This window comes from Zoogloea dura, from assembly GCF_012927165.1.
GTDB classification, from domain to species: Bacteria; Pseudomonadota; Gammaproteobacteria; order Burkholderiales; family Rhodocyclaceae; genus Zoogloea; species Zoogloea dura.
In genome coordinates this window covers 1-21,150 of the sequence record NZ_JABBGA010000027.1, presented here as the reverse complement: position 1 = coordinate 21,150, position 21,150 = coordinate 1, and the positions used below count along the sequence as shown (strand labels likewise).

The window sequence follows — 21,150 nt, the reverse complement described above, 5'->3', positions numbered from 1 at the left end:
TCAGGCGTGAGCCTCGTTGGCATAACGACCGGTACCCAGGCTCCCCGGGCCCTGCCTGGCAAACCTGATCATCAGGTACATCTCGACGACCAGCAGTACGGTGTAGAAGCCGACGAAGCCGGCCAGGGAGCCATACAGGCTGTCGACGCTGAGGGTCGACACCGACAGGTGGGTCGGCAATACGCCATAGATGGTCCACGGCTGGCGGCCATACTCGGCCACGAACCAGCCGACCTCGCAGGCGATCCACGGCATCGGCAAGGCATACAGGGCCGCGCGCAGCAGCCGGGGCTTGTCGGTGAAGTCCCCCTTCACCGAATGCCACAGGGCCAGGCCGAAGAGCAGCAGCATGGCCAGGCCCAGGGCCACCATCAGGCGGAAGCTCCAGAACATCGGGGCAACGCGGGGCACGGTGTCGTTCACCGCCTTGTCGATGATCGCCGGCGTCACTTGATCAAAACGGCTGACGTACTTCTTGAGCAGCAGCCCGAAGCCCAGGTCGGCCTTGTGCGCCTCGAAGCTGCGGCGCGCGGCGGCATCGTCCCGGTTGCGGCGCAGTGCGTCGAGCGCGGTCACCGCCTCGATCCCCGAGACAATGCGCACCCTGTTCTTCGCCTTGATCTCCTTGATGCCGGGGATCTGCCGGTCCAGCGAGCGGGTGCCGATGAGCCCCATCAGCCAGGGGATCTCGATGGCGAAGTCGTTCTTCATCCCAGCCTCGTTGGGGATGGCGACGAGATTGAAGGCAGCAGGTGCCGGCTCGGTCTCCCACATCGCCTCCATGGCGGCCAGCTTGGTCTGCTGGGCCTCGCCCACCGTGTAGCCCGACTCGTCACCCAGCACGATCACCGAGCACACCGAGGCAAACCCGAAGGCCGCCGCGATGCCGAAGCTGCGCTTGGCAAACTCCACGTCGCGACGACGCAGGAGGTACCAGGACGAGATCGACAGCACGAACATCGCCCCGGTGACGTAACCCGCCGACACGGTGTGCACGAACTTGGCCTGAGCGTCCGGATTGAAGAGCACCGCCTGGAAATCGGTCAGCTCCATGCGCATGGTCACGTAGCTGAACTCGGCGCCCACCGGGTTCTGCATCCAGCCGTTGGCGATCAGGATCCACAGGGCCGACAGGTTGGTGCCCAGCGCCATCAGCAGGGTCACCATGAGGTGCTGGCGCCGCGACAGGCGGTCCCAGCCGAAGAAGAACAGGCCGATCATGGTCGACTCGAGAAAGAAGGCCATCAGCCCCTCGATGGCCAGCGGCGCCCCGAAGATGTCGCCCACGTAATGGGAGTAGTAGGCCCAGTTGGTGCCGAACTGGAACTCCAGGGTGATGCCGGTGGTGACCCCCAGCGCAAAGTTGATGCCGAAGAGCTTGCCCCAGAACCGGGTCATGTCCTTGTAGAGCGGCTTGCCGGTCATCACGTAGACCGACTCCATGATCACCAGCAGCCACACCATGCCGATGGTGAGGGGCACGAACAGGAAGTGGTACAGGGCAGTGGCTGCAAACTGCAGCCGGGATAGATCGACCAGTTGTTCACTGACCACGGGGGACTCCTTGCGCGATGGGGTTGGGGGCGAACTGCCTCAATACCGTGGAAGGATCGACGTGCAGCCCGGCATCACGCACGCAGAACCACCACAGAGCGATGAGCGCAATCAACTTGAGGGCCACAACCCAGCCCAGATGGCGCCGCAGGAGCGCGTCGGAAGAAGTCACGGTCTGGCAGCCTTTCTTGAACATAAGAACTTGCTAATCAAGACCCGTGCCATTCTCCCCAATAATCAAAAACTCTTGTCATGACAAAGCCTTGCACTTTGTCGCACGTGACGATCAGCCGCACGGGCTTGACGCTGGCACACTGCCATGACAGCATTTTGCTGCCAACCTGACTGCCTGCCTGGCAGAGAACGAGCTCTCGATGACCGCCACTCCGCCCCCTCTGCCCGAGCTCGTGTCCTTCCTCGAGACCCTGCCCGAACCGCATATCCTGTGCGACCGCAACTACCGGATCCTGGCCGCCAACGCGGCTTACCGGGCCGGCTCCGGCCGCCCTGCCGACCTCATCGGGCGCACCTGCTTCGAGGTCTCCCATCGCTACCCGGTCCCCTGCGACCAGGCCGGCGAATCCTGCCCGCTGGCACGCAGCCTCAAATCCGGACAGCGGGAAAGGGTGGTGCATCTCCACCACACCCCGGCAGGTGAGAGCTACGAGAACATCGAGCTGTCACCCGTGCGTGGCAGTGACGGCCAGATCGCCTACTTCATCGAGAAGCTCGAGCCCCTGCCGGTGGCACGCGGGCTTGCCGACGCACCGCAACTCACCGGACGGGCCCCCGCTTTCAGGGCCATGCTCGAGCTGGTGGCCCGCGTCGCCCCCTCAGAGGCCACGGTCCTGTTGCAGGGAGAGTCGGGCACCGGCAAGGAGCTGGTCGCCCAGGCCATCCACGATGCCAGCCGCCGCGCCAGGGGGCCGTTCGTGGCAGTGGATTGTTCCGGCCTCACCGAAACCCTGTTCGAGAGTGAGCTCTTCGGCCATGAACGTGGGGCCTTCACCGGCGCCACCGCGCGCAGGATCGGGCTGGTCGAAGCAGCCGGCGGCGGAACCCTGTTCCTCGACGAGATGGGCGACATCCCGCTGGCCATGCAGGTCAAGCTCCTGCGCCTGCTGGAAACCGGCACCTATCGGCGCGTGGGCAGTACCGAACTGCTGCGCTCCGACATCCGCCTGATCTCCGCCACCCACCGGCCGCTGAAGTCTCTGGTCGAACAGGGGCAGTTCCGCCAGGACCTCTTCTATCGGGTCAATACCTTCCCGATCAGCCTGCCGCCGCTGCGCCAGCGCCGGGAAGACATCGCACTGCTGGCCGCCGCGCTGCTGGAGCGCGTGGCGCCCGAACGGCATCTGAGCATCGCGGCTGACACCCTGGCCTGCCTCGAAAACTACGACTACCCCGGCAATGTGCGTGAATTGCGCAACATCCTGCAGCGGGCCAGCCTGCTGTGCGACGGAGACACTCTGCAAAGCCGCCACCTGCCCGAGGAGCTGCATGATCCGGGCACACCACGGCAAGCGGAGCAGCCGCCCTGCCGCAGCACCGCCATGGCAGTGCCGGCCGGCAGCTTGAACGATGCAGAACTGGCCGCCGCCCTGCGTGCCCATCAAGGCTCCCGCAAAACCCTGGCCGCACGACTCGGGATGAGCGAGCGGACGCTTTACCGGCGGCTCAAGTCCTTGCCCTGAGCGGCTGGGCCTGCAGCACGGCCCGCCCCCCATCACTCGCGTTTCCCAAGGACTTGCGCTGCAAGCGCATGGGGATCACGACGGCCCTACCGGAAGCCCGGCAGTTGCCAGCCCCCGGCGCCAGCTCATTGAATTGCGCCCCCGCATTGATGTCACTTTTCCTCGAGACGGAAAATACCCAGCGCCTTGAGCACATACTTCTCAAAGACGGGTTCGGATGACCCTGAGCGCACTTTGTGCAGAAAGTATTTCTCGAAGGCAATCTTTGCCAGATGCACCCACTTGCCCTTCCTGAACCAATTGACGTTACGTGGAGGCAGCTGCGGCAAGGCGACAAATGCGGCCCCCGTATCACCCATGTCTGCGAGGCAAATGGCGTTCCATGTTCCCTTGGCACTTGCCTCCCTCCCTGCAAGGTCGGCGGCAATATTCTCGACGATGGCGGTCACCATCGTCTCGATCATGTAACCCGTCTTCGGTGCGCCGGTAGGCACCGGTGTCACCTCCACGGGAGGAATGGCGACACACACGCCAGCCGAGAAGATGTTCCTGAATCCCGGGCTGCGCTGATGTTCATCGATCAGCACAAAACCGCGCGGATTACACAGTCCATCAACGGCGGCTACCGCATCAACGCCCTTGAAGGCCGGCAGCATCATCGCAAACAGGAAGGGCAACTCATGCTCCTGCAGCACCTTGCCCAAACCATCGAGTTCCGTTGTAAACAACCGGCCAGCCTCGACCCGGGTTGTTCTGGCGTTCGTTATCCACTTGATGTCATGGTTCCGAAACTCACTTTCGAGCATCGATTTCGAATCCCCGACACCCCCCAACCCCAGGTGACCGACATATGGCTCGCTGGTCACATAGGTGATCGGGACCTTGTGACGCAGTTTCCGCCTCCGCAGATCGGCGTCCAGAACGAACGCGAACTCGTAAGCCGGACCAAAGCAACTGGCCCCCGGCATCGCCCCCACGACAACAGGCCCGGGATTCTGCAGAAAGGCCTCGTAGGCAGCAAATGCCCGCTCGGCATGATCGATGGTGCAGATGGAGTGGGTGAAGCCATCTACCGGCCCTGAGCCCGGCACCTCCTCGAATGCAAGGTGCGGCCCCGTCGTGATGACGAGATAGTCGTATTCCAGCACCGTTCCATCGGCCAGCCTCAGGCGGCTGTCCTTGGCAAGAATCGATTCGACGGGCTGAACGATGAAATCAATCCCCTTCCTTTCAAGCTGCGGCCGCAATCCCACCGTGATCTCATTCCTCTCCCGCTTGCCAACGGCCACCCAGGGGTTCGACGGGATGAACTGGAAGTACTCGCTCGCACTGACCACGGTGATGCGATGCAACTTCCCGAGCTTCGCCTGCAACTCATAGGCGGCAGGCACTCCCCCTATGCCGGCGCCAATAACGATGATCCTGGCCATACGGTCTCCTTTGGTTGTTGGGTGCTTATACATTTCAGAATATAAGCAAATTCTAATTTAAACAACCAGGCTGTCTCATTGGCCATGAAGCCCCAAGAGTTCCAGGGAGAAGTGCGGCGATCATCCACCGTAACGGGGCCGGCAGCCACAGTGCGGGCCCATCTGCCCGCAGCTAGCCGAGCAAGGCCACCGACTTGATCTGCGCCACCACCTCCATGCCTTCCCGCAGATCGAGCTGATCCCGGGACAGGCGCGTGATGCGCGCCAGCAGCAGTGTGCCGCCGGCATCGAGGCTCACCAGGCACTGGGCCGGGTGCACGGCCTCGCCAAAACCGCGGATGCGTGCCGGCAGGCGGTTGACGATGCTCGAAGGGTTGTCGGCCGACAAGGCAATGCTCACATCCCGCGCCTGGATCTTGATACGCGCGCGGGCCCCTACCGCCAGCGGCTTGCGGGTCACCTGGATGGAGCCGCGGGCCAGCCCGAGGCGGGTCAGGGCATAGGCCTCGTCGTGCTCCAGCACCTGCGCCTCGACCACCACGGCGGCATCCTCGTCGAGGGCCAGGGGAAGGTCGAGGCGGGCCTGGAGTTCGGCGATCGGCCCGCTGGCCAGCACCCGGCCCTGCTCCAGCAGCACCAGGTGATCGGCCAGCCGGGCCACTTCATCGGGAGAATGGCTGACGTACAGGATGGGGATGGCCAGCTCGTCGTGCAGGCGCTCCAGGTAGGGCAGGATCTCCTGCTTGCGGCGCGCGTCGAGGGCGGCCAGGGGTTCGTCCATCAACAGCAGGCGGGGGCTGGTGAGCAGGGCGCGGGCGATCGCCACGCGCTGGCGCTCGCCCCCCGAGAGCGCCCCCGTGCCCCGCTCCAGCAGGTGGCCGATGCCGAGCAGCTCGAGCGCCGCATCCCAACCGACCTTGCGCTCCGCCGGAGCGATGCGCTTGAGGCCGAACTCCAGGTTGGCCTTCACCGACAGGTGGGCGAACAGGCTGGCCTCCTGGAAGACATAGCCGAGGGCCCGCTGGTGAGTGGGCAGGAAGATCCGCCGGGCATCGTCCTGCCAGCACTCCCCGTTGATCTCCACCCGCCCCGCGGCCCGGGCCAGGCCCGCCACGCAGCGCAACAAGGTGGTCTTGCCCGACCCGGAAGGGCCGAACAGGGCGGTCACCCCGCGCCCGGGCAGGGACAGATCCGCCTCCAGGGCAAAATCCGCCAGGGGCAGCCGGCACCGCAAGTCGAGGCCGCCGCTCATCGCCCCGCCCCCAGGGTGTTGCGCGCTCCGCCGACCGAATACAGGGCCAGCAGCACGAGGAAGGAGAACACCACCAGACCGGCAGCCAGACCATGGGCCTGGGCATACTCGATGGCTTCCACATGGTTATAGATCTGCACGGAAAGCACCTGGGTCTTGCCCGGAATATTGCCGCCTATCATCAGCACTACGCCAAACTCCCCCACGGTATGGGCAAAACCCAGCACTGCAGCCGTGATGAAGCCCGGCCGGGCCAGCGGAAGGGCGACATGCACGAAGCTGTCCCAGGGCGACGCCCTGAGGGTGGCGGCGACTTCCAGCGGGCGGGCGCCCATGGACATGAAGGCGTTCTGGATGGGCTGCACCACGAACGGCAGGGAATAGAACACCGAGGCGATCACCAGTCCGGCAAAGGTGAAGGGTAAGCGCCCCAACCCCAGCCAGTGAGTGATCTGCCCCACCGGCCCGTTCGGGCCCATCAGGATCAGCAGGTAGAAGCCGAGCACCGTCGGCGGCAGCACGATAGGCAGCGCCACGATCGCGCCGACGACGTTGCGGAACCGGGAGCGCGTCGTCGCCAGCCACCAAGCAATCGGCGTACCGACGAGCAACAACAGCACGGTGACCAGGCTGGCCAGCTCCAGCGTCAGACGTACTGCCATCCAGTCGTCGGGAGTCAGCACCATGGTCAGAGATCGTAGCCGTAGGACTTGATGATCTCGGCTGCGCCCCTCGACCTGAGGAAACCTGCCAGCGCTTCAGCCGCCGCACTCCCTTTCCCCTTGCTCAGGACGACCAGATCCTGACGGATGGGACTGTAGTAGCGGGCCGGCACCAGCCAGTGGGAGCCCTCGATCAGCTTGCCGTCCTTGTGGATCTGCGAGAAGGCGATGAAGCCCAGCTCGGCGCTGCCGGAGGTGACGAACTGCTGGGCCTGGGTAATGCTCTCGCCCATCACGATCTTCGACTGGAGGCCGTCCGCCAGGCCGAGGGCCTTGAGCGTCTCGGTGGCGGCCAGCCCGTAAGGCGCCAGCTTGGGGTTGGCGATGGCCAAGTGCTCGAACTTGCCGGACTTGAGCACCTCGCCCTTGTCATCCACATAGCCGGCCTTGGGCGACCACAACACCAGCTTGCCAATGGCGTAGGTGAACTGGCTTCCGGCCACGGCGTCGCCCTCCTTCACCAGCCTGGCCGGGGTCTCGTCGTCGGCGGCCAGCAGCAGCTGGAAGGGCGCTCCGGACTTGATCTGGGCGTAGAACTTGCCCGTCGAGCCGAAGATCAGCTGGGCCTTGTGGCCGGTGCTCTTCTCGAACTCGGCGGCGATCTTCTGCATCGGCGCGGTGAAGTTGGCGGCGACCGCCACCGAGACTTCCTCGGCGCGGGCCGTCAGGGCGGCACCGGCGAGCACGGCAAACAGGGCAAGACGACGGAAAACGGGTTGCATGGCAGGACTCCGGCAAGGGTTGAAATTCAATCGAAGACGGCGAGGATCACCGAGGTGGCCTGGAACACCGCGCAGGCAGGGTTGCCCACCGAGAGCTCCAGGTTGTCGATGCTGTCGTGGGTCACCACCGAGGTGATGTTGCGGCCGCTGGGCAGGGTGATCGTCACCTCCGAGCTGACCGGCCCCTCGTGGATGGCGGTGACCTGGCCCCACAAGTGATTGCGGGCCGTGGTGCGAGCCTGGGGATCGGTGATGATCAGCACGGACGGGGCCTTGACGAAGGCATGCACCTCGCTGCCGATGCCCAGTTCCAGGTTTTCGGCACTGGCCCGGGTGATCACGGCCACCACCTCGTTGGCATCGTCCAGGCGGATGCGCACCTCGAAGCTGACCTCACCCTCACGCAGGCCCGACACCGTGCCGACAAACTGGTTGCGCGCGCTGGTGCGCATCGACATGCGCCGCAGCAAGGTCTGGAACTGGCGCACATTGGTCTCGCCGCCGTCGCCGAGGCGGGCCGCCAGCCGGTCGATGGCCTGCTGGTATTCCTGCTCCACCGCCCGGTACATGGCGATCACCCGCCGCCCGTACTCGGTGAGATTGGTGCCGCCCCCATGCTTGCCGCCCACCGCCCGCTCCACCAGCGGCTCCTCGGCCAGGTTGTTCATGGCATCCACCGCATCCCAGGCCGCCTTGTAGGACAGGGGCACGGCTTTGGCCGCCTGGGAGATGGAACCGTAGCGGGAGATCGCCTCGAGCAGACGGATCCGGGTGTCACCGAGAAAGGTGCCGAACTCGGTGTCGACTGTCAGCTTTCCGACAAGCTTGTGCTGCACGGGACGTCGGGTAGTCATCAATTCGCCTATATATATTCATACACAACGGTACGTACTGTACTTGAGCAAATAGCGGGCCACAAATGCTGCACTGCGCTATGGTTGCCGGGGGCACACGCCCGTCCGTATAGTGGGCTCACCCCGGCGCATTTCCGCGCATTCCAGGAGCATCCAGCATGAAGATCAGTGCCCGCAATGTGTTCGACGGCAACGTCGAAGCCATCAAACCCGGCGCCATCAACTCCGAGGTCGACGTACTCCTGCCCGGCGGCCTGCGGATCGTCGCCACCGTGACCAACGACAGCGTCAGCGAGCTCGGGCTGGTCGCCGGAAAGGCCGTCAAGGCCCTGGTCAAGGCCTCGTCGGTGCTGGTGCTGGCCGACGGAGCAGGCGTCCGGCTGTCGGCCCGCAACCGTCTCGAGGGCAGCGTCTCGGCCCTCATCGAAGGACCGGTCAGCACCGAGGTGGCGATCACCCTGGCCAACGGCCTTAACGTTTACGCCACCATCACCCGCGAAGGCGCCGCCGCCCTCGGCCTGAAGGTGGGCGTGGCCGCGGCGGCCGTGTTCAAGGCGCCCTCGGTGATCATCGGCGTGAGCAGCTGACCCATTCACCGCAATGGTGCCTGCCACCGCCCCTCTTTCTTTTATATGCACTGATATATAGCGAGATGCACCAGCTTCAGGCATGACCCGGCTTGATCGCCCCATTCACAGGCTCTCCAGGAAGGCCACCAGCGCCTCCCGCCGGGGACGCGCCAGGGCTTCGAAGCGCCGCCTTGCAGCAGCGGCCTCGCCGCCATGCCACAGGATGGCCTCGGTCAGGTTGCGGGCGCGGCCGTCATGCAGATAGCGCTCCCGCTCGGTGATCCTGCGGGTCAGCCCGATGCCCCACAGGGGCGGCGTACGCCACTCCCGCCCGGACGCCTGGAAATCCGGCCGGCCATCGCTCAAGCCCGGCCCCATGTCGTGGATCAGCAGGTCGGTGTATGGCGCGATGTCGAGCCCGGCCAGCCGCGGGAAGCGGGACGAATCGCCAGTGCGCAGGGCTGGCCGGTGGCAGGTGACACAGCCGGCCGCGGCAAACAGCGACTCCCCCTGCCGCACCTGCGGTGCCCTCATATCGCGGCGGGCCGGCACCGCCAGGTGGGCCAGGTAGAACTCCACATCATCGAGCTGCGCGTCATCCAGCTCCGGCTCACCACCCCTCGGCGCCCGCCGGCACGCCGCCTGGGCCGGTGTGCAGTTCTCCTGCGGATGCAGGGTCGAGGTAATCCCCAGATCCCCCAGGAAGGCGCCAGCGATCTGGGCCCGCAGGCTGCTCATGTTGGCCTTGTGGCCAAAACGCCCGAGCTCCGGGGGCTCGCTGCCGATCCGGTTGACCCGCCCCTTCACTCCGTCGGGTTTCGCTTCCGCCGCCAGGGCCTCCAGCGTGGCATCGGAGACCGCATCGAGCAGACCCATCCCCACCACCTGCTGCCCCACCCGCGGCGAGATGCGCACCGGGCCCATGGCGCCGTAACCCAGTTCCGGGAAGCTCAGCCGGGGCCGCCGCAGGCTGACCAGGGAGCCGTCGGGCAGGCGTCGTCGTACTTCGATCCACCGCAGCTCGGCCCGCCCCTCCGGCGTCACGCCGGGAATCGCCTCTTCGTTGAACTGCTCGCCATAGACCGGATGGGCGCGCGCCCCCCCGTGCGACCCCACTCCCGCCACCGACAGCCGCAGCAGCATCGACTGCATGCGTTCGCCCTGCCCCTCGGGAGGCAGGCCGCGGCCATTGCGGGCATGGCAGGAGACGCAGGCCAGCCGGTTGTACAAGGGCCCCAGCCCATCGAGCCGATCATCCTTTGCCGGCGCCACCACCCAGCTCTGGTTGAACAGTGAACGGCCGCGGAAGAAGCGCTCCCGCTCCGCCTCGGTGAGATCCGCCAGGGGCCGTGAAAATGCCTCGCGCCCCGCATCCGCCACCTGCCACGACAAAACCCGGGCCTCGCCGCCGGCCACCCCCGGGCTGAGGCAGCCGACCAGCCCGGCGAGCACCAGGCGCATCAGCAAGCCACCCATCACGCGCCCCCCAGCAGGGCTTCGGCCCGGGCGTAACGCGCCTGGGCCCGGGCCGCCCAATCCAGCTCCAGGGCCCGCGCACGGGCCTCGGCGGCGGGGTCGTCACGACGCGCAAAGAAGGCCTGCTGCACGGCCGCATCGTCGACCTCCGCCTCCGCGCAAGGCGGCGCCGTCAGCAGCGGCCAGGCCTTGCTCCAGGTGGCCGTGTCGGCAGCCCGCAAGCGCCGCCACAGCCCGGCGAGGCGCTCCCGGGGCTGCACGAAGACCTGCCCGAAAGCCGCGGCCACGGGTGCCGCCCGCCCCCTGCCGCGGCCGTTGTCATAGCGGTATCCACCCTGCTCCGCCACGGCAAAGGGGTTGTGGTAGCCGGAGGGCAGACCGGCGTACACCGAGGGCCGCACCGGCAGCTTGCGGATGTCCGGGTGCGCCAGGATGCGCTGCCCGCCCTCCGACAGGATGAATTCGACAAAGGCCTTTGCACCGGCCGGGTTCGGGCTGCCGGCCATCACCGCGACATGCGCCGGATTGACGCCGCCCTGGCGGGGATAGACGAAGTCCAGCGGCGCCCCGTTGGCGATCGCCGCCGCCACGAAGAAGTCGATGGACAATCCCACCCCGCTGCGCCCGCCGTCGATCTCATCGGACACGAAGTTGCCACCCCGCCCGACGAAACGGGCATTGGCGACGATGGCGCTCCACAGGGCCCAGCCCTTGTCCCAGCCGTAGGCCTGCAGCGGAATGTCCACCAGTACGGGGGCAAAGCCGACCTCCACCGGATCGGGCACCAGCAGGTGGCCGGCAAAAGCAGGCCGGGCCAGGTCGGTCCAGTCCGCCGGCACCGGCAGACCTTCGCGGGCGAGATAGGCCGGATTCACGGCAAAGCCGTAGCCGGCCACCTCGGAGGCGGCAAAGTAGCCATCCGGATCGTCGATCACGCTGCCCCCGACCCTGCCCGGCAGGCCAGCCAGGCCGACCGGCAGCTTTCGCAGCGCCTTCTCGGCCTTCAACTGGACGTAGGTCCGCGGCGACGCGCTCCAGTAGACATCCACGCCCCCCTGCCCTGGCTGACGCAGATAGGGCAGCGCGTCGTGGGGCATGCGCCAGACCACCCGCAGGCGGTACCTGGGCCAGGCTTTCTCGAAGGCGGCCTCGAAACGGGACACCACCGCGTCCGGATAGGCAGTCAGCACCACCACATCGCGGCGTGTGGCCGCCCACAGGGGGGCGCTGGCACCAGCGGCCGCCAATGCGCCGGCCTGGCGGATGAAGGCCCGACGGGCCGGCTGAAGACGCTGCGCCATGATGGGCTCCTCAGAAGCGGTAACGGGCATTGGCAAACCACATCCGGCCCGGCATGGGATAGCCGTCGGCCAGCGCGTAGTTGGCATCCAGGATGTTGCTGGCTCCACCCTCCAGTGCCACGGCGGGCAGCGGCTTGTAGACCACCTTGAGGTTGGCCAGGGCATGACCGGACAGCTTCACATAGCTGGCCGCATTGCCACTGCCGTACGCCACCATGCGCCCGTTCTCGGCCTCCACCGAGCCCAGGTACTCCCAACGGTCCGACGGCTTCCAGCTGGCGTAGGCAAACACGCGGTTGCGCGGCGTGTCGGTGAGGGGCTTGTCGGAGCTCCTGTTCTCCCGGTCCAGGTAGGTGTAGTTGCCACCCACCTGCCAGCCGCGGCCGAGGTCCTGCTCAATCGACAACTCGATGCCCGCGTGGCGCGCCTTGGCAATGTTCTGCAACTGGCTGCAGGAGGTCGCGGCAGACAGGCCGGGCTGGTTGCAGAGGGACACCGGCAGGATGTTCATGGCCTGCATCAGGTTGTCGATGCGGCTGTAGAACAGGGCCGCGTGGCCACGCGCGCCGGCCCACGGCCGCCCCTTGAGGCCGGTCTCGAAGTTGAGCGCCTCCTCGGGCTTCAGGTCGGGATTGGGCAGGGCGCTGCCAAGACGGGCCGAGTAGCGGTCCTTGATGGTCGGGAAGCGGGTCTTGCGCGCCGCGCTGGCATAGGCTTCGTTGCCGCCGTCCAGGCTGCGGGCCACCTCCACCAGCCAGTTGGTGCCGGAGGTGGCGCCGGTGGGCCAGTAGTACACCTCGCGGGCATCCCGCTTGTCGTGGCTGAGCCCCAGGCGCAGGCGCCACAGCTCGAAGAGCTGGATCGTGTCCTCGGCCGCCAGGGAGGTGGTCACGTCGCGGTAGTTCTTGGTGCCGCTCAAGCCGTTGTCGGCGTGCTTGTCTTCCTTGTAATGGGCGGCCAGCGCCAGCTCGTGGCCGCTGAAGGCAAAGCTCGCCAGCTCCACGGAGGCCCCGGTGGTCGAGTCGCTGTACCAGCTGGGAAAATTGGTCTTGTTGGCGATCAGGCTGGTGTAGCTGCCGTCGGTATAAGCCAGGATCTTGTTGTCGTAGTTGTCCTGGTACGCCCGCACCTTGAGCATGTGGTCGCGGCCCAGCGCGATGTTGCCGATGAAGTAGGCGCTCTCCAGGTTCCAGTAGGGCCAGCGCCAGAAACGGCTGTTGGCGCCACCACCGATGTTGAGGTACTGCCCCGGCGCATTCCCCGCGTAGGGCGGATTGCCCTTGCTGCCGTCCTGGCGCACGTAGCCGATCGCGTATTCGTCGGTGACATTCGGTGTCAGCCCCAGCTTGAAGGACAGGCGGGAGTCCGAGGAATAGGAATTCTCCCGGTGGCCGCCATTCTCCAGCACCTTGCGGGCGCCGTTCGTCGCGCTGGTCGGCACACTGCGTGCGCTGAAGTCGCTGGACAGGGGATACCACTTGCGGTCGGCGTAGGACGCCCCCAGCTGGAAGTACCACACCCCCTGGTTGCTGCCCACGTTGAGCGCATATGTCTGCAGGCCGCCACTGCCCACCCCGGCCCGCAGGTCACCCTCCAGCGCGGTGCGCGGCTTGCGGCTGACCAGGTTGATGGCCCCGCCCAGGGTGTTCGGACCATACAGGAGCGACGCCGCACCCTTGGCAACCCGGACCTCGGCCAGATCGGAGGTGCCGAAGCGGCCGAAGTCCACGTAGCCATCGTAGGGCACGTAGGCCGGAATGCCGTCGATGAACAGGGGCACCTGGCGCACATCGAAACCGCGCAGATAGACGATGTCCTCGTTGCGGCTGTTGCGTGAGAGATTGATGCCGGGCGTCAGGGCCACGGCATCTCCCAGCGTGTCCCGGCTGAAGCGCCGCAAGACCTCGGCCTTGAGCACCGACTCGGCCGGATCCAGCGACGGCACAGGGCTGCCCACCACCTCCACAGTACCGAGCTCAAAGACCCCGTCGGCCGCCCCAGCGCCCCCCGCCAGCAGCACCGACACCCCTCCCAACATCCACCCCCCAAACACCCTGCCCATTCCATCCCCCTCGCAACGAGAATCACATATATAAGAAAGTACATATCGAAAATGCACCAGGATGGAGATTTTTCAGCAAGCTCCATGCCTGAAGCGAAATACCCCCGCCCAGCCAGAGATTGCCGCACACGCCCACATTGGCTATATACACAAAAATACATCGTCACGACAAAACCCACAAAATGGCGTCTTTACGACATATTTCGTTCAGCCATTTCAACCATAACCTCAGCATCAGGCTGGCTGAATATAGGCAAAGCCAAGACCATGCGCCCCACCCAAGCGCCAGGCATGCCCCATGCTTATATCGTTATATATCTGAATATATATCAAACATCATCCAGGGAGGCACCTCACCATGCCGCAGCACGCGCACTACACACATCAGTATTTCGACATCAAGGGCGGCCACGCCCGCCGCCCCGAAGCGGCGATCCGCTGGAGCGAGGGACTCCCCGCAGAATGGCGGGAGCAAGCTGTCGCGCCTCTCTACTTCGACCATTACAAGGAATACCTGGTGAAGGCCGCGCGCATCCTCGGACGCGACGAGGACGACCAGCCCTGCTACTGCGCCTACTGTTATGTCCTGGAGGAGGAGCCGGACCCGGCCAGGCCGGGGAGCTGCAGGGAACTGACCTACGCCGAAACAGTGAGAGCCTGGCACCTGCGGGACGGGCGCTGGCTGATCCACCGGGTCATCATTCGCCACGGGGAGCAGAGCAAGGCGCGCGGCTTCTTCTCCCTGAGCCCCTCCATGCCACGCTGAATGGCCGACAGGGCCCCCGCCCTGCCGCAACACCCGGGACAAGGGGGAAAATCTCACCTTCCCGTCTACATCTGCGCCAAAAAAAGCCAGCACGAAGGGCGCCAACCCCGTACAATCCGCCAACCGTGCGCCTGCCAATCAGCGTACCGGCCTCTTCCATATCAAGTTTCGACAGATCCCCAGCGATCTCGAACTTCTCGTTGCGCCCGCCCCGATTGGTGCTGCCCCTTTGGGCAGACAGGCCGTCGCAGGAGCACACAGACCCATGACCCAAGCTTCGTCCGCCGCGCCCGCCGCGGTTGCGATCACCTTTGCCGATCTCGCGCTGAGCGCACCGATCCAACAGGCCATTGCCGATACCGGCTACACGGCCCCCACCCCAATCCAGGCGCAGGCCATTCCCCTGGTGCTTGCCGGCGGCGACCTGATGGCCGCAGCCCAGACCGGCACCGGCAAGACCGCCGGTTTCACCCTGCCGATCCTGCACCTGCTGTCCGAGGCTCACGCCCACAACCAGAAAGCCGGCCGCCCCCGCTGCCTGATCCTGACCCCCACCCGCGAACTCGCGGCCCAGGTCGAGGAATCGGTACAGACCTACGGCAAGCACCTGCCCCTGACCTCCATGGTCATGTTCGGCGGCGTCGCCATCAACCCGCAGATCGCCAAGCTCAAGAAGCGCGTGGACATTCTTGTAGCCACCCCTGGCCGACTGCTCGACCACTGCACCCAGAAGACCATCGACCTGTCCGGCGTCGAGATCCTGGTGCTCGACGAAGCGGACCGCATGCTCGACATGGGCTTCATCCGCGACATCAAGAAGATCCTCGCCCTGCTGCCCAAGCAGCGCCAGAACCTGCTCTTCTCGGCCACCTTCTCCGACGAGATCAAGACCCTGGCCGACGGCCTGCTGCACAACCCCGGCTACGTTGAGGTTGCCAAGCGCAATACCGCCTCAGAGCTGGTCCAGCAGTCGGTGCACCTGTGCCCGCAGAAGCAGAAGCGCGAACTCCTGGCCTTCCTGATCAACAAGCACCAGTGGTTCCAGGTGCTGGTCTTCACCCGCACCAAGCACGGCGCCAACAAGCTGGCCGAATACCTGGGCAAGCACAGCATCCCGTCGGCCGCGATCCATGGCAACAAGAGCCAGGCAGCGCGCACCCGCGCCCTCTCCGACTTCAAGGAAGCCAAGCTGCAGGTGCTGGTGGCCACCGACATCGCTGCCCGCGGCCTGGACATCGACCAGCTGCCACAGGTCGTCAATTTCGAGCTGCCCAACGTCCCCGAAGACTACGTCCACCGCATCGGCCGTACCGGCCGTGCCGGCTCCAGCGGCGCCGCTGTCTCCCTGGTGGACCGCGAGGAGCTGCCGCTGCTGAAGGACATCGAGCGCGTCATGAAGCGCCTCATCGACAAGGTCGAAGTCCCTGACTTCGTGCCCTCCGCAGCCCCGCCCGAATCCGACGAGCGCCCTCCGCGCGAGCCCCGCGGCACCCACGACGGCCAGCGCGGCAAGCGCAACGACCGCCAGGGCCAGAAGCAGGGCCAAGGCCAGAAACAAGGTCAAGGTCAGAGCCAGCCCCAGGGACAGGCACAAGGACAGCCCCAGGGCAGCCAGGCTCAAGCCCCGCGCCAGAGTCAAGGGCAAGGCCAGAAGCAGGGTCAGGGCAAGCAGAAGGCCCAGGGCAGCGCCCAGGCACAGGGGCAAGGCCGCTCCGGCGAACAAGGCCCGCGCCAGGGTCGCTCCGGCGGTCAAGGTCAAGGTCAGGGTCAGGGTCAGGGCCAGGGACGCCGCCCGCCCCAGGGCAGCGGTGGCGGCCAGCCTCAGGGCAGCACCGGCGGTCAGGGGCAACGCCAGGGGCGCCAGAACAACGGCCAGCCGGCAGACGACGATTTCGGCAACCGGGTGGACTACCAGCCCAAGGCCCGCAGCGAATACCGCGATCCTGAGGCCGCCTTCAACCGCGTCCGCTACGGCAACGACAAGTCGGGCGGGCAGAACAAGGGCGGCCGCGGCAACCCGAACCAGGGATCTCCCGCAGCCCTGGCGGAAGCCACCCGCCCGGTGGTGACCCTCACCGGCCGCAAGCCTGGTGATATCAAGCCGGCGGCCCTGTTCAGCCCCCGCGGCGGCCAGAACAACAACAACCGTTAATCCCTCCGCGGCCGGCAGGCCGCGAATCAACAAAAACGGCACCTCAATGGGTGCCGTTTTTGTTGATTCTCCAGCCGCTCCGCAATGTCAGCCCTTGCGTCGGCGCAGCCACACTCCACTCGCCAGCGCCCCCACCAGCAAGGCCAGGTTGCCGGGCTCCGGAATCTTGGTGATCTGGGCACTCACGCCAGCCAGCTTGACGTTGTCGGCATTGACATCGGCGCCCGAATAGAAGGCCGAACTCAGCGCTCCGACCAACCAGTAGCGGGCCGAGATATTGGCATTGTTCACTGCCGCGGCCACATAGGTGCTGGAGTTCGTGGAAGCCTGGGCTCCCTTGCCCATGTCCATGTAGTTCGCCGAATTGTCAGACCGGACCACCTTCCAGCCACTGTTGAGCAGATCAGCGTAGCCCACGCTGGAACTCGGAGTGGTGAAGTTGGGCGTTCCCGTTCCCGTGTAGGCCAGCACAAAGATATCCGCATCGCCCTTCCACCAGCCGATGGTCAGGGTATCGAGCTTGGCGATGTTGCCTGCACCAAAATCCAGCAGGATGGAATCGGAGCGCAGGCCGACGTTGGCGGTCTTGGAACCGCTGGTGTAGTTGCCACCGGAGGTCGCGTTGTAGCTTGCGTTGTCCATGGAATGGCCGGGGGAGTTCCTCTCGCTGTAGTCCCCTGCGCCGGTGCTGGCATAGTCCTGGTTGCGCACCCCGAGCCCGCCGGGGTAGCTCCCCAGGTAGGCGCTCTCGATGTACCCGTACTGGGTTCCGGCGGTGGTGTTGTTCTTGGAGTTCGACCACGCGCTCAGGGTCACCTTTCCGGCATCCCCAGTACCACTGTAAGTCAGCGTGTTACCGGCCGAACCGGCACCGGTTTCCGTACCTGTGCCCAGGAATGACCAGGTGGTTGCGGCTTGGGCTTGCCCCCAGGCACCAACCGAGGCCAACAGCACAAGCAGACCGCGTGCAAAGGTGTTTTTCATGAATGGAGCTTTCAAAATTGTGTGCTGATTCGCACTTATATCAATAATTTGCAAAATTCAGGCCAGAACAACAAGCTCATGAAAAGAAACAAATAAAATATTCAAATCAACAAGATTCAACATAAATGTAAATTCTCCCGACAAACTCTAACCTCCGAGCTCCTGTCGCAGGCGCCGGGCATCAGGCTCATTCTCAAACTCTCCCGAGCCACGGAAGGCAGAAGCCAGCTCTGCCCGGGCCTCCTCCTTGAGCCCCTTGCGGGCGAGCGCCCAGGCCAGGTGGTAGCGGATGTCCCGGGCCCCCGGGGCACGCTCGCGCGCCTCTTTCAGGCGCGCCAGCCCGACGTCCAGATCTCCGCGCCGGACCTGCAACCAACCCACCGTATCCAGTACGTTCGGATCTCCCGGCGCAAGGCCTGCAGCCTGTTCTGCCAACGCCACCGCCTTCGGTTCGTTCAACTGCATCAGAACCTGGGCGAGGTTGTTCATCACCGCCACGTTACGGGGCTCCTGCTTCAGCACGGCTTCGTAGGCGGACCTGGCCTTGGGCAGCTGCCCCAGACGGAGATAGCCTTCGGCCAGCGCACTCCGGACGACCACATCGTCAGCGTGCCGGGCCAGCCAGTCTTCCAGCTGGGCAACCCCCTTCTCGCCCATCCCGGCACGAAATGCAGCCTGGTAGGCACGCAAGGCCAGCGATGTGGCAGGCGCCTGCGCCAGCGCAGACTGATAGGCACGGATCGCATCGACAGGGCGATTGCGGGCCATCGCGAGGTCCCCCCCGATCCGCAGCACCTCCGCCTGCCCCGCCCTGGAAGGCAGTTGCTTGAGCAAGGATTCCGCCCGGGGCAGATTGCCTGCGAGCACCTCGGCATCGATCTGCAGGACCCGGGCCTCGAGCAGGCCCGGCTTGACGGCCAGGGCCTTCTCCGCGCTGGCCCCGGCATCGTTTGCAGCCCCGGCAAGCAACTGCATGCGCCCGATGGCGAGCAAGCGCTCCGGATCAGAACCTGCCATGCGCGCCATCTTCGCCAGCGCGCCACGGGCCAGCAGACCATCCCTTACCGTGAGGGCGCAGCGGGCCAGCGCATCCAGCACCACCGGGTCGTCCGGCCGCTGCTGCTCAAGCTTGCGCGCCACGTCGATGGCCGCCCCCAACTGCCCCAGCGCCTCGTAGGTCGCCAGAAGCTCCATCCCCGCCGGTATATCGTCGGGTGCCATGCGTCGGGCCTGTTCGGCCAACGGGAGAGCCTCCAGCGGTCGCCCGGCCTTGCGCTCAAGGCGCGCCAGCTCCATGGCCGGCTGAAAATTCCGGGGTTCATCCCGCATCAGGGCCCGCAAGCGCTTGCGGGCCTCATCCGTCTGGCCCATGCTCAACTCCAGGCGTGCCATGTTCAGGCGGGCCGGCGTGTAGCTGGGCAACAGGTCGAGGGCCCTCTGGTAGGCAGGCCTGGCTTCATCCATGCGCCCCAGGGCGGCACGGATCGCCCCCTGGAGGTTGTGCACCACGGGCTCGTTGGGCATGCGCCGGACCAGGGTATCCACCACCGCCAACGCGCTCTTGCCATCCCCCCGCCGCAGATACAGGGTGGCCAGCGCCGAGGCCACGTTCGGCTGGGCAGGCTGCCGATCGAAGGCTGCGCGGAGGGCGGCAAACCCCAGATCAGTCTGCTGCGTCGCCAGATGCAGGAAGCCGATCTGGGCACGGATGCCGGGATCGCCGCTCTTCCGGGCGGCCTGCTCCAGAGCTTCGGTCGCCTCCCGGTAGCGTCGCTGCTGCAGGCGCAGGGCCGCCAGGGTGGTCAGCACCTGCACATCCGACTCTCCCGAGCGGAGCAGGGGGTCCAGCAGATCGGCAACCCGGCTTGTATCGCCGCTGATCATGTAGATGCTCGCCAGGAGCTTTCGGCCGGCCGGATCATTGGGCAAGCGCAGCACATACTGCTCCAGCAGTGCCCTCGCCCGCTCCATCCGCCCGAGGGACTGGCTGGCCAGCGCGCCGAGCATCAACAGGGAAGGCTGGCGGGACAGGAAGGATTCGGGCAAGGCATCCACCAGGCGGGCGACCTTCTCAAGTTCGGCCCGGGATGCCTTGGCATCTCCCCTGGCCAGATGGATCAGACTGCGCAGGTAAGCCACGCGGGGTTCCTGCGGATCCTGGCTGGCTGCCTTGTCCAGATCGGGAAGCGCATCCTCGAGGCGCCCCATGTCGATGCTGAGGGCGCCCCGGGCGATCCGTGCATCGATGAGATTGGGGTCCAGCGCCAGCGCCTGGGCATACAGGGACATAGCCCCTTTTGCATCACCATCGCTCTGCCGGAAGGCCCCCTGGAGATGGATCAGGTGAGGATCCCGCGGGGCCAGCCTGAGCGCCGCATCGAGGGCACGCCGTGCCCTTGCGCTTTCGCCCACCCGAAGTGCCAGCTCAATCTCGGTACGCACCGGCGCCAGGGCCGCCGGATCAAGCTGCCGGCCGTCCTCCACCGCCTTGAAAGCCGCCTTCATGTCGCCCAGATCTGCATGGGCGGCAGCCCGCAATGCAAAGATCTCGGCCTGCGCGGCAGGCTTGAGGCCGGTCGGCCGGATACGCTCCAGCAGCCGTTCGCTCTTGCCGAAAAGCAGCAGGGAGTTGCCGTAGGGCTGAGCCACCTCTTCGAGCCGCGCGCCGGCCTCCAGGGCGCGTTCAAACTCGGCCTGAGCGGCCGGGATCTGCCCGTCCCGCAGCAAGGCACGTGCGAGCAAGATCCGGGCGGCCAGCATCCCGGTGTCCTGCTGCAGCGCATTGCGCGCCTGGATGACGGCCCCCGCCGCATCGCTCCGCTCCAAGCGCTGCTGCGCATCCTGCAAGTAGCGCTGCGCCTGCGCCTGGGTGGGGCTCAACGCAGCCTGCGCCGGGCCGCCCAGCAGTGCCCACAGCAGAACCCCGGCTGCATATGAACCGGAAGACGGAAGGCGGAACAAACAGGAGCGGAATGACATGGTGGGCAAAGGCAGGAAGCAATTTATAACTTTCGTTATAAAGGACAGCGCCTCCGCGGCCCGTGACATAAATCCTCGCGGTCCACAAAAGCCGGTCGGCGGCACCACTGCGGTGGTTTTCCCGTCGCCCGCCTCAAGGCGGAATGCCTGCGCGGACCTGCGGCAGGGCTACAATGCCCCTGCCATCGGGCCGCGGCGATCCGCGGCCTGCGCACCAATCCCCGCCAGCACTCGGCCTTCAACACCCCTGGAGGAATTGCCCATGACCACCCTGCCCAAAACCCCCCTTGCCAGCCTCGCCGCGCTGGCCTCCGTCTGTGCCCTGCTGGCCGCCCAGCCGGCGCTGGCGCAGGAATCCCCCACCCTCAAGAAGATCAAGGACAGCGGCACCATCGCCCTGGGCCACCGCGAATCCTCCATCCCCTTCTCCTACTACGACGACAAGCAGCAGGTCGTCGGCTACTCCCAGGAGCTCATGCTCAAGGTCGTCGACGCCGTCAAGGCCGAGCTCAAGCTGCCCGCCCTGGCCGTCAAGCTCACCCCCGTCACCTCCCAGAACCGCATCCCCCTCGTGCAGAACGGCACCGTCGACATCGAGTGCGGCTCCACCACCCACAACGCCGAGCGGGC

The 21,150-nt window shown here is 65.9% G+C and carries 17 protein-coding genes; 5 read left to right on the top strand and 12 right to left on the bottom strand.

What is annotated here, in order from left to right; translation table 11 throughout:
* Both HHL15_RS21990 and cydP read right to left on the bottom strand, forming a co-directional pair.
* Positions 1-1,554: a cytochrome ubiquinol oxidase subunit I gene (locus tag HHL15_RS21990; RefSeq protein ID WP_169147965.1), complete on the bottom strand. Its 1,554-nt coding sequence runs from the start codon at positions 1,552-1,554 to the stop codon at positions 1-3.
* Complete coding sequence (gene cydP / locus HHL15_RS21985) at positions 1,544-1,726, bottom strand: cytochrome oxidase putative small subunit CydP (RefSeq protein ID WP_169147964.1); 183 nt, start codon at positions 1,724-1,726, stop codon at positions 1,544-1,546. The genes HHL15_RS21990 and cydP overlap by 11 nt, the downstream gene beginning before the upstream one ends.
* A 202-nt stretch (positions 1,727-1,928) precedes the next feature.
* Here cydP and HHL15_RS21980 point away from each other — a divergent pair, with 202 nt between their 5' ends.
* The gene (locus HHL15_RS21980) at positions 1,929-3,251 is read left to right on the top strand and encodes a sigma-54 interaction domain-containing protein (RefSeq protein ID WP_169147963.1); all 1,323 of its coding nucleotides are present in this window, start codon (positions 1,929-1,931) and stop codon (positions 3,249-3,251) included.
* A gap of 152 nt (positions 3,252-3,403) precedes the next feature.
* Here HHL15_RS21980 and HHL15_RS21975 read toward each other — a convergent pair whose 3' ends face one another.
* From HHL15_RS21975 to HHL15_RS21955, 5 genes are all read right to left on the bottom strand, one after another.
* Positions 3,404-4,681: an NAD(P)/FAD-dependent oxidoreductase gene (locus HHL15_RS21975; RefSeq protein WP_169147962.1), complete on the bottom strand. Its 1,278-nt coding sequence runs from the start codon at positions 4,679-4,681 to the stop codon at positions 3,404-3,406.
* 172 nt (positions 4,682-4,853) lie between these two features.
* Positions 4,854-5,933, bottom strand: coding sequence for a molybdenum ABC transporter ATP-binding protein (gene modC, locus HHL15_RS21970; RefSeq protein WP_169147961.1), 1,080 nt, complete (start codon positions 5,931-5,933; stop codon positions 4,854-4,856).
* Positions 5,930-6,619, bottom strand: coding sequence for a molybdate ABC transporter permease subunit (modB, locus tag HHL15_RS21965; RefSeq protein ID WP_169147960.1), 690 nt, complete (start codon positions 6,617-6,619; stop codon positions 5,930-5,932). Before modB ends, modC begins: the two co-directional genes overlap by 4 nt.
* Positions 6,620-6,621: 2 nt before the next feature.
* Entirely contained in the window at positions 6,622-7,377 is a 756-nt protein-coding gene (modA, locus tag HHL15_RS21960; protein WP_169147959.1) for a molybdate ABC transporter substrate-binding protein, read from the bottom strand.
* 26 nt (positions 7,378-7,403) lie between these two features.
* Positions 7,404-8,231: a TOBE domain-containing protein gene (locus tag HHL15_RS21955; protein WP_169147958.1), complete on the bottom strand. Its 828-nt coding sequence runs from the start codon at positions 8,229-8,231 to the stop codon at positions 7,404-7,406.
* A 158-nt stretch (positions 8,232-8,389) separates the two neighbouring features.
* Between HHL15_RS21955 and HHL15_RS21950 the strand changes: the two genes are divergently transcribed.
* On the top strand, positions 8,390-8,818 hold the full coding sequence (locus HHL15_RS21950) for a TOBE domain-containing protein (protein WP_169147957.1): 429 nt from the start codon (positions 8,390-8,392) through the stop codon (positions 8,816-8,818).
* Between the two features lie 105 nt (positions 8,819-8,923).
* Here the strand turns inward: HHL15_RS21950 and HHL15_RS21945 are convergent, their stop codons facing one another.
* The 3 genes from HHL15_RS21945 to HHL15_RS21935 are packed head-to-tail and all read right to left on the bottom strand — an operon-like array spanning position 8,924 to position 13,639.
* Positions 8,924-10,276, bottom strand: a complete 1,353-nt coding sequence (locus HHL15_RS21945; protein ID WP_235943591.1) for a di-heme oxidoreductase family protein — start codon at positions 10,274-10,276, stop codon at positions 8,924-8,926.
* Entirely contained in the window at positions 10,276-11,577 is a 1,302-nt protein-coding gene (locus HHL15_RS21940) for an ABC transporter substrate-binding protein (RefSeq protein WP_169147956.1), read from the bottom strand. Before HHL15_RS21940 ends, HHL15_RS21945 begins: the two co-directional genes overlap by 1 nt.
* Positions 11,578-11,587: 10 nt before the next feature.
* The gene (locus tag HHL15_RS21935; RefSeq protein WP_169147955.1) at positions 11,588-13,639 is read right to left on the bottom strand and encodes a TonB-dependent receptor plug domain-containing protein; all 2,052 of its coding nucleotides are present in this window, start codon (positions 13,637-13,639) and stop codon (positions 11,588-11,590) included.
* A gap of 358 nt (positions 13,640-13,997) precedes the next feature.
* Here HHL15_RS21935 and HHL15_RS21930 point away from each other — a divergent pair, with 358 nt between their 5' ends.
* Both HHL15_RS21930 and HHL15_RS21925 read left to right on the top strand, forming a co-directional pair.
* The gene (locus tag HHL15_RS21930; RefSeq protein WP_169147954.1) at positions 13,998-14,405 is read left to right on the top strand and encodes a hypothetical protein; all 408 of its coding nucleotides are present in this window, start codon (positions 13,998-14,000) and stop codon (positions 14,403-14,405) included.
* A gap of 265 nt (positions 14,406-14,670) precedes the next feature.
* Positions 14,671-16,557 carry a DEAD/DEAH box helicase gene (locus tag HHL15_RS21925; RefSeq protein WP_169147953.1) on the top strand — a complete coding sequence of 629 codons (1,887 nt, stop codon included), beginning with the start codon at positions 14,671-14,673 and terminating at the stop codon, positions 16,555-16,557.
* Positions 16,558-16,644: 87 nt separating this feature from the next.
* Here the strand turns inward: HHL15_RS21925 and xdp1 are convergent, their stop codons facing one another.
* Together xdp1 and prsT are read right to left on the bottom strand one after the other, a co-directional pair.
* Positions 16,645-17,541 (bottom strand): exosortase-dependent surface protein XDP1, encoded by an 897-nt coding sequence (gene xdp1 / locus HHL15_RS21920; RefSeq protein WP_328825074.1) that lies wholly within the window; start codon positions 17,539-17,541, stop codon positions 16,645-16,647.
* A 147-nt stretch (positions 17,542-17,688) separates the two neighbouring features.
* On the bottom strand, positions 17,689-20,421 hold the full coding sequence (gene prsT, locus HHL15_RS21915) for an XrtA/PEP-CTERM system TPR-repeat protein PrsT (protein WP_169147951.1): 2,733 nt from the start codon (positions 20,419-20,421) through the stop codon (positions 17,689-17,691).
* A gap of 361 nt (positions 20,422-20,782) precedes the next feature.
* Between prsT and HHL15_RS21910 the strand changes: the two genes are divergently transcribed.
* The coding region (locus HHL15_RS21910; RefSeq protein ID WP_169147950.1) for a transporter substrate-binding domain-containing protein at positions 20,783-21,150 on the top strand (368 nt) is incomplete at its 3' end.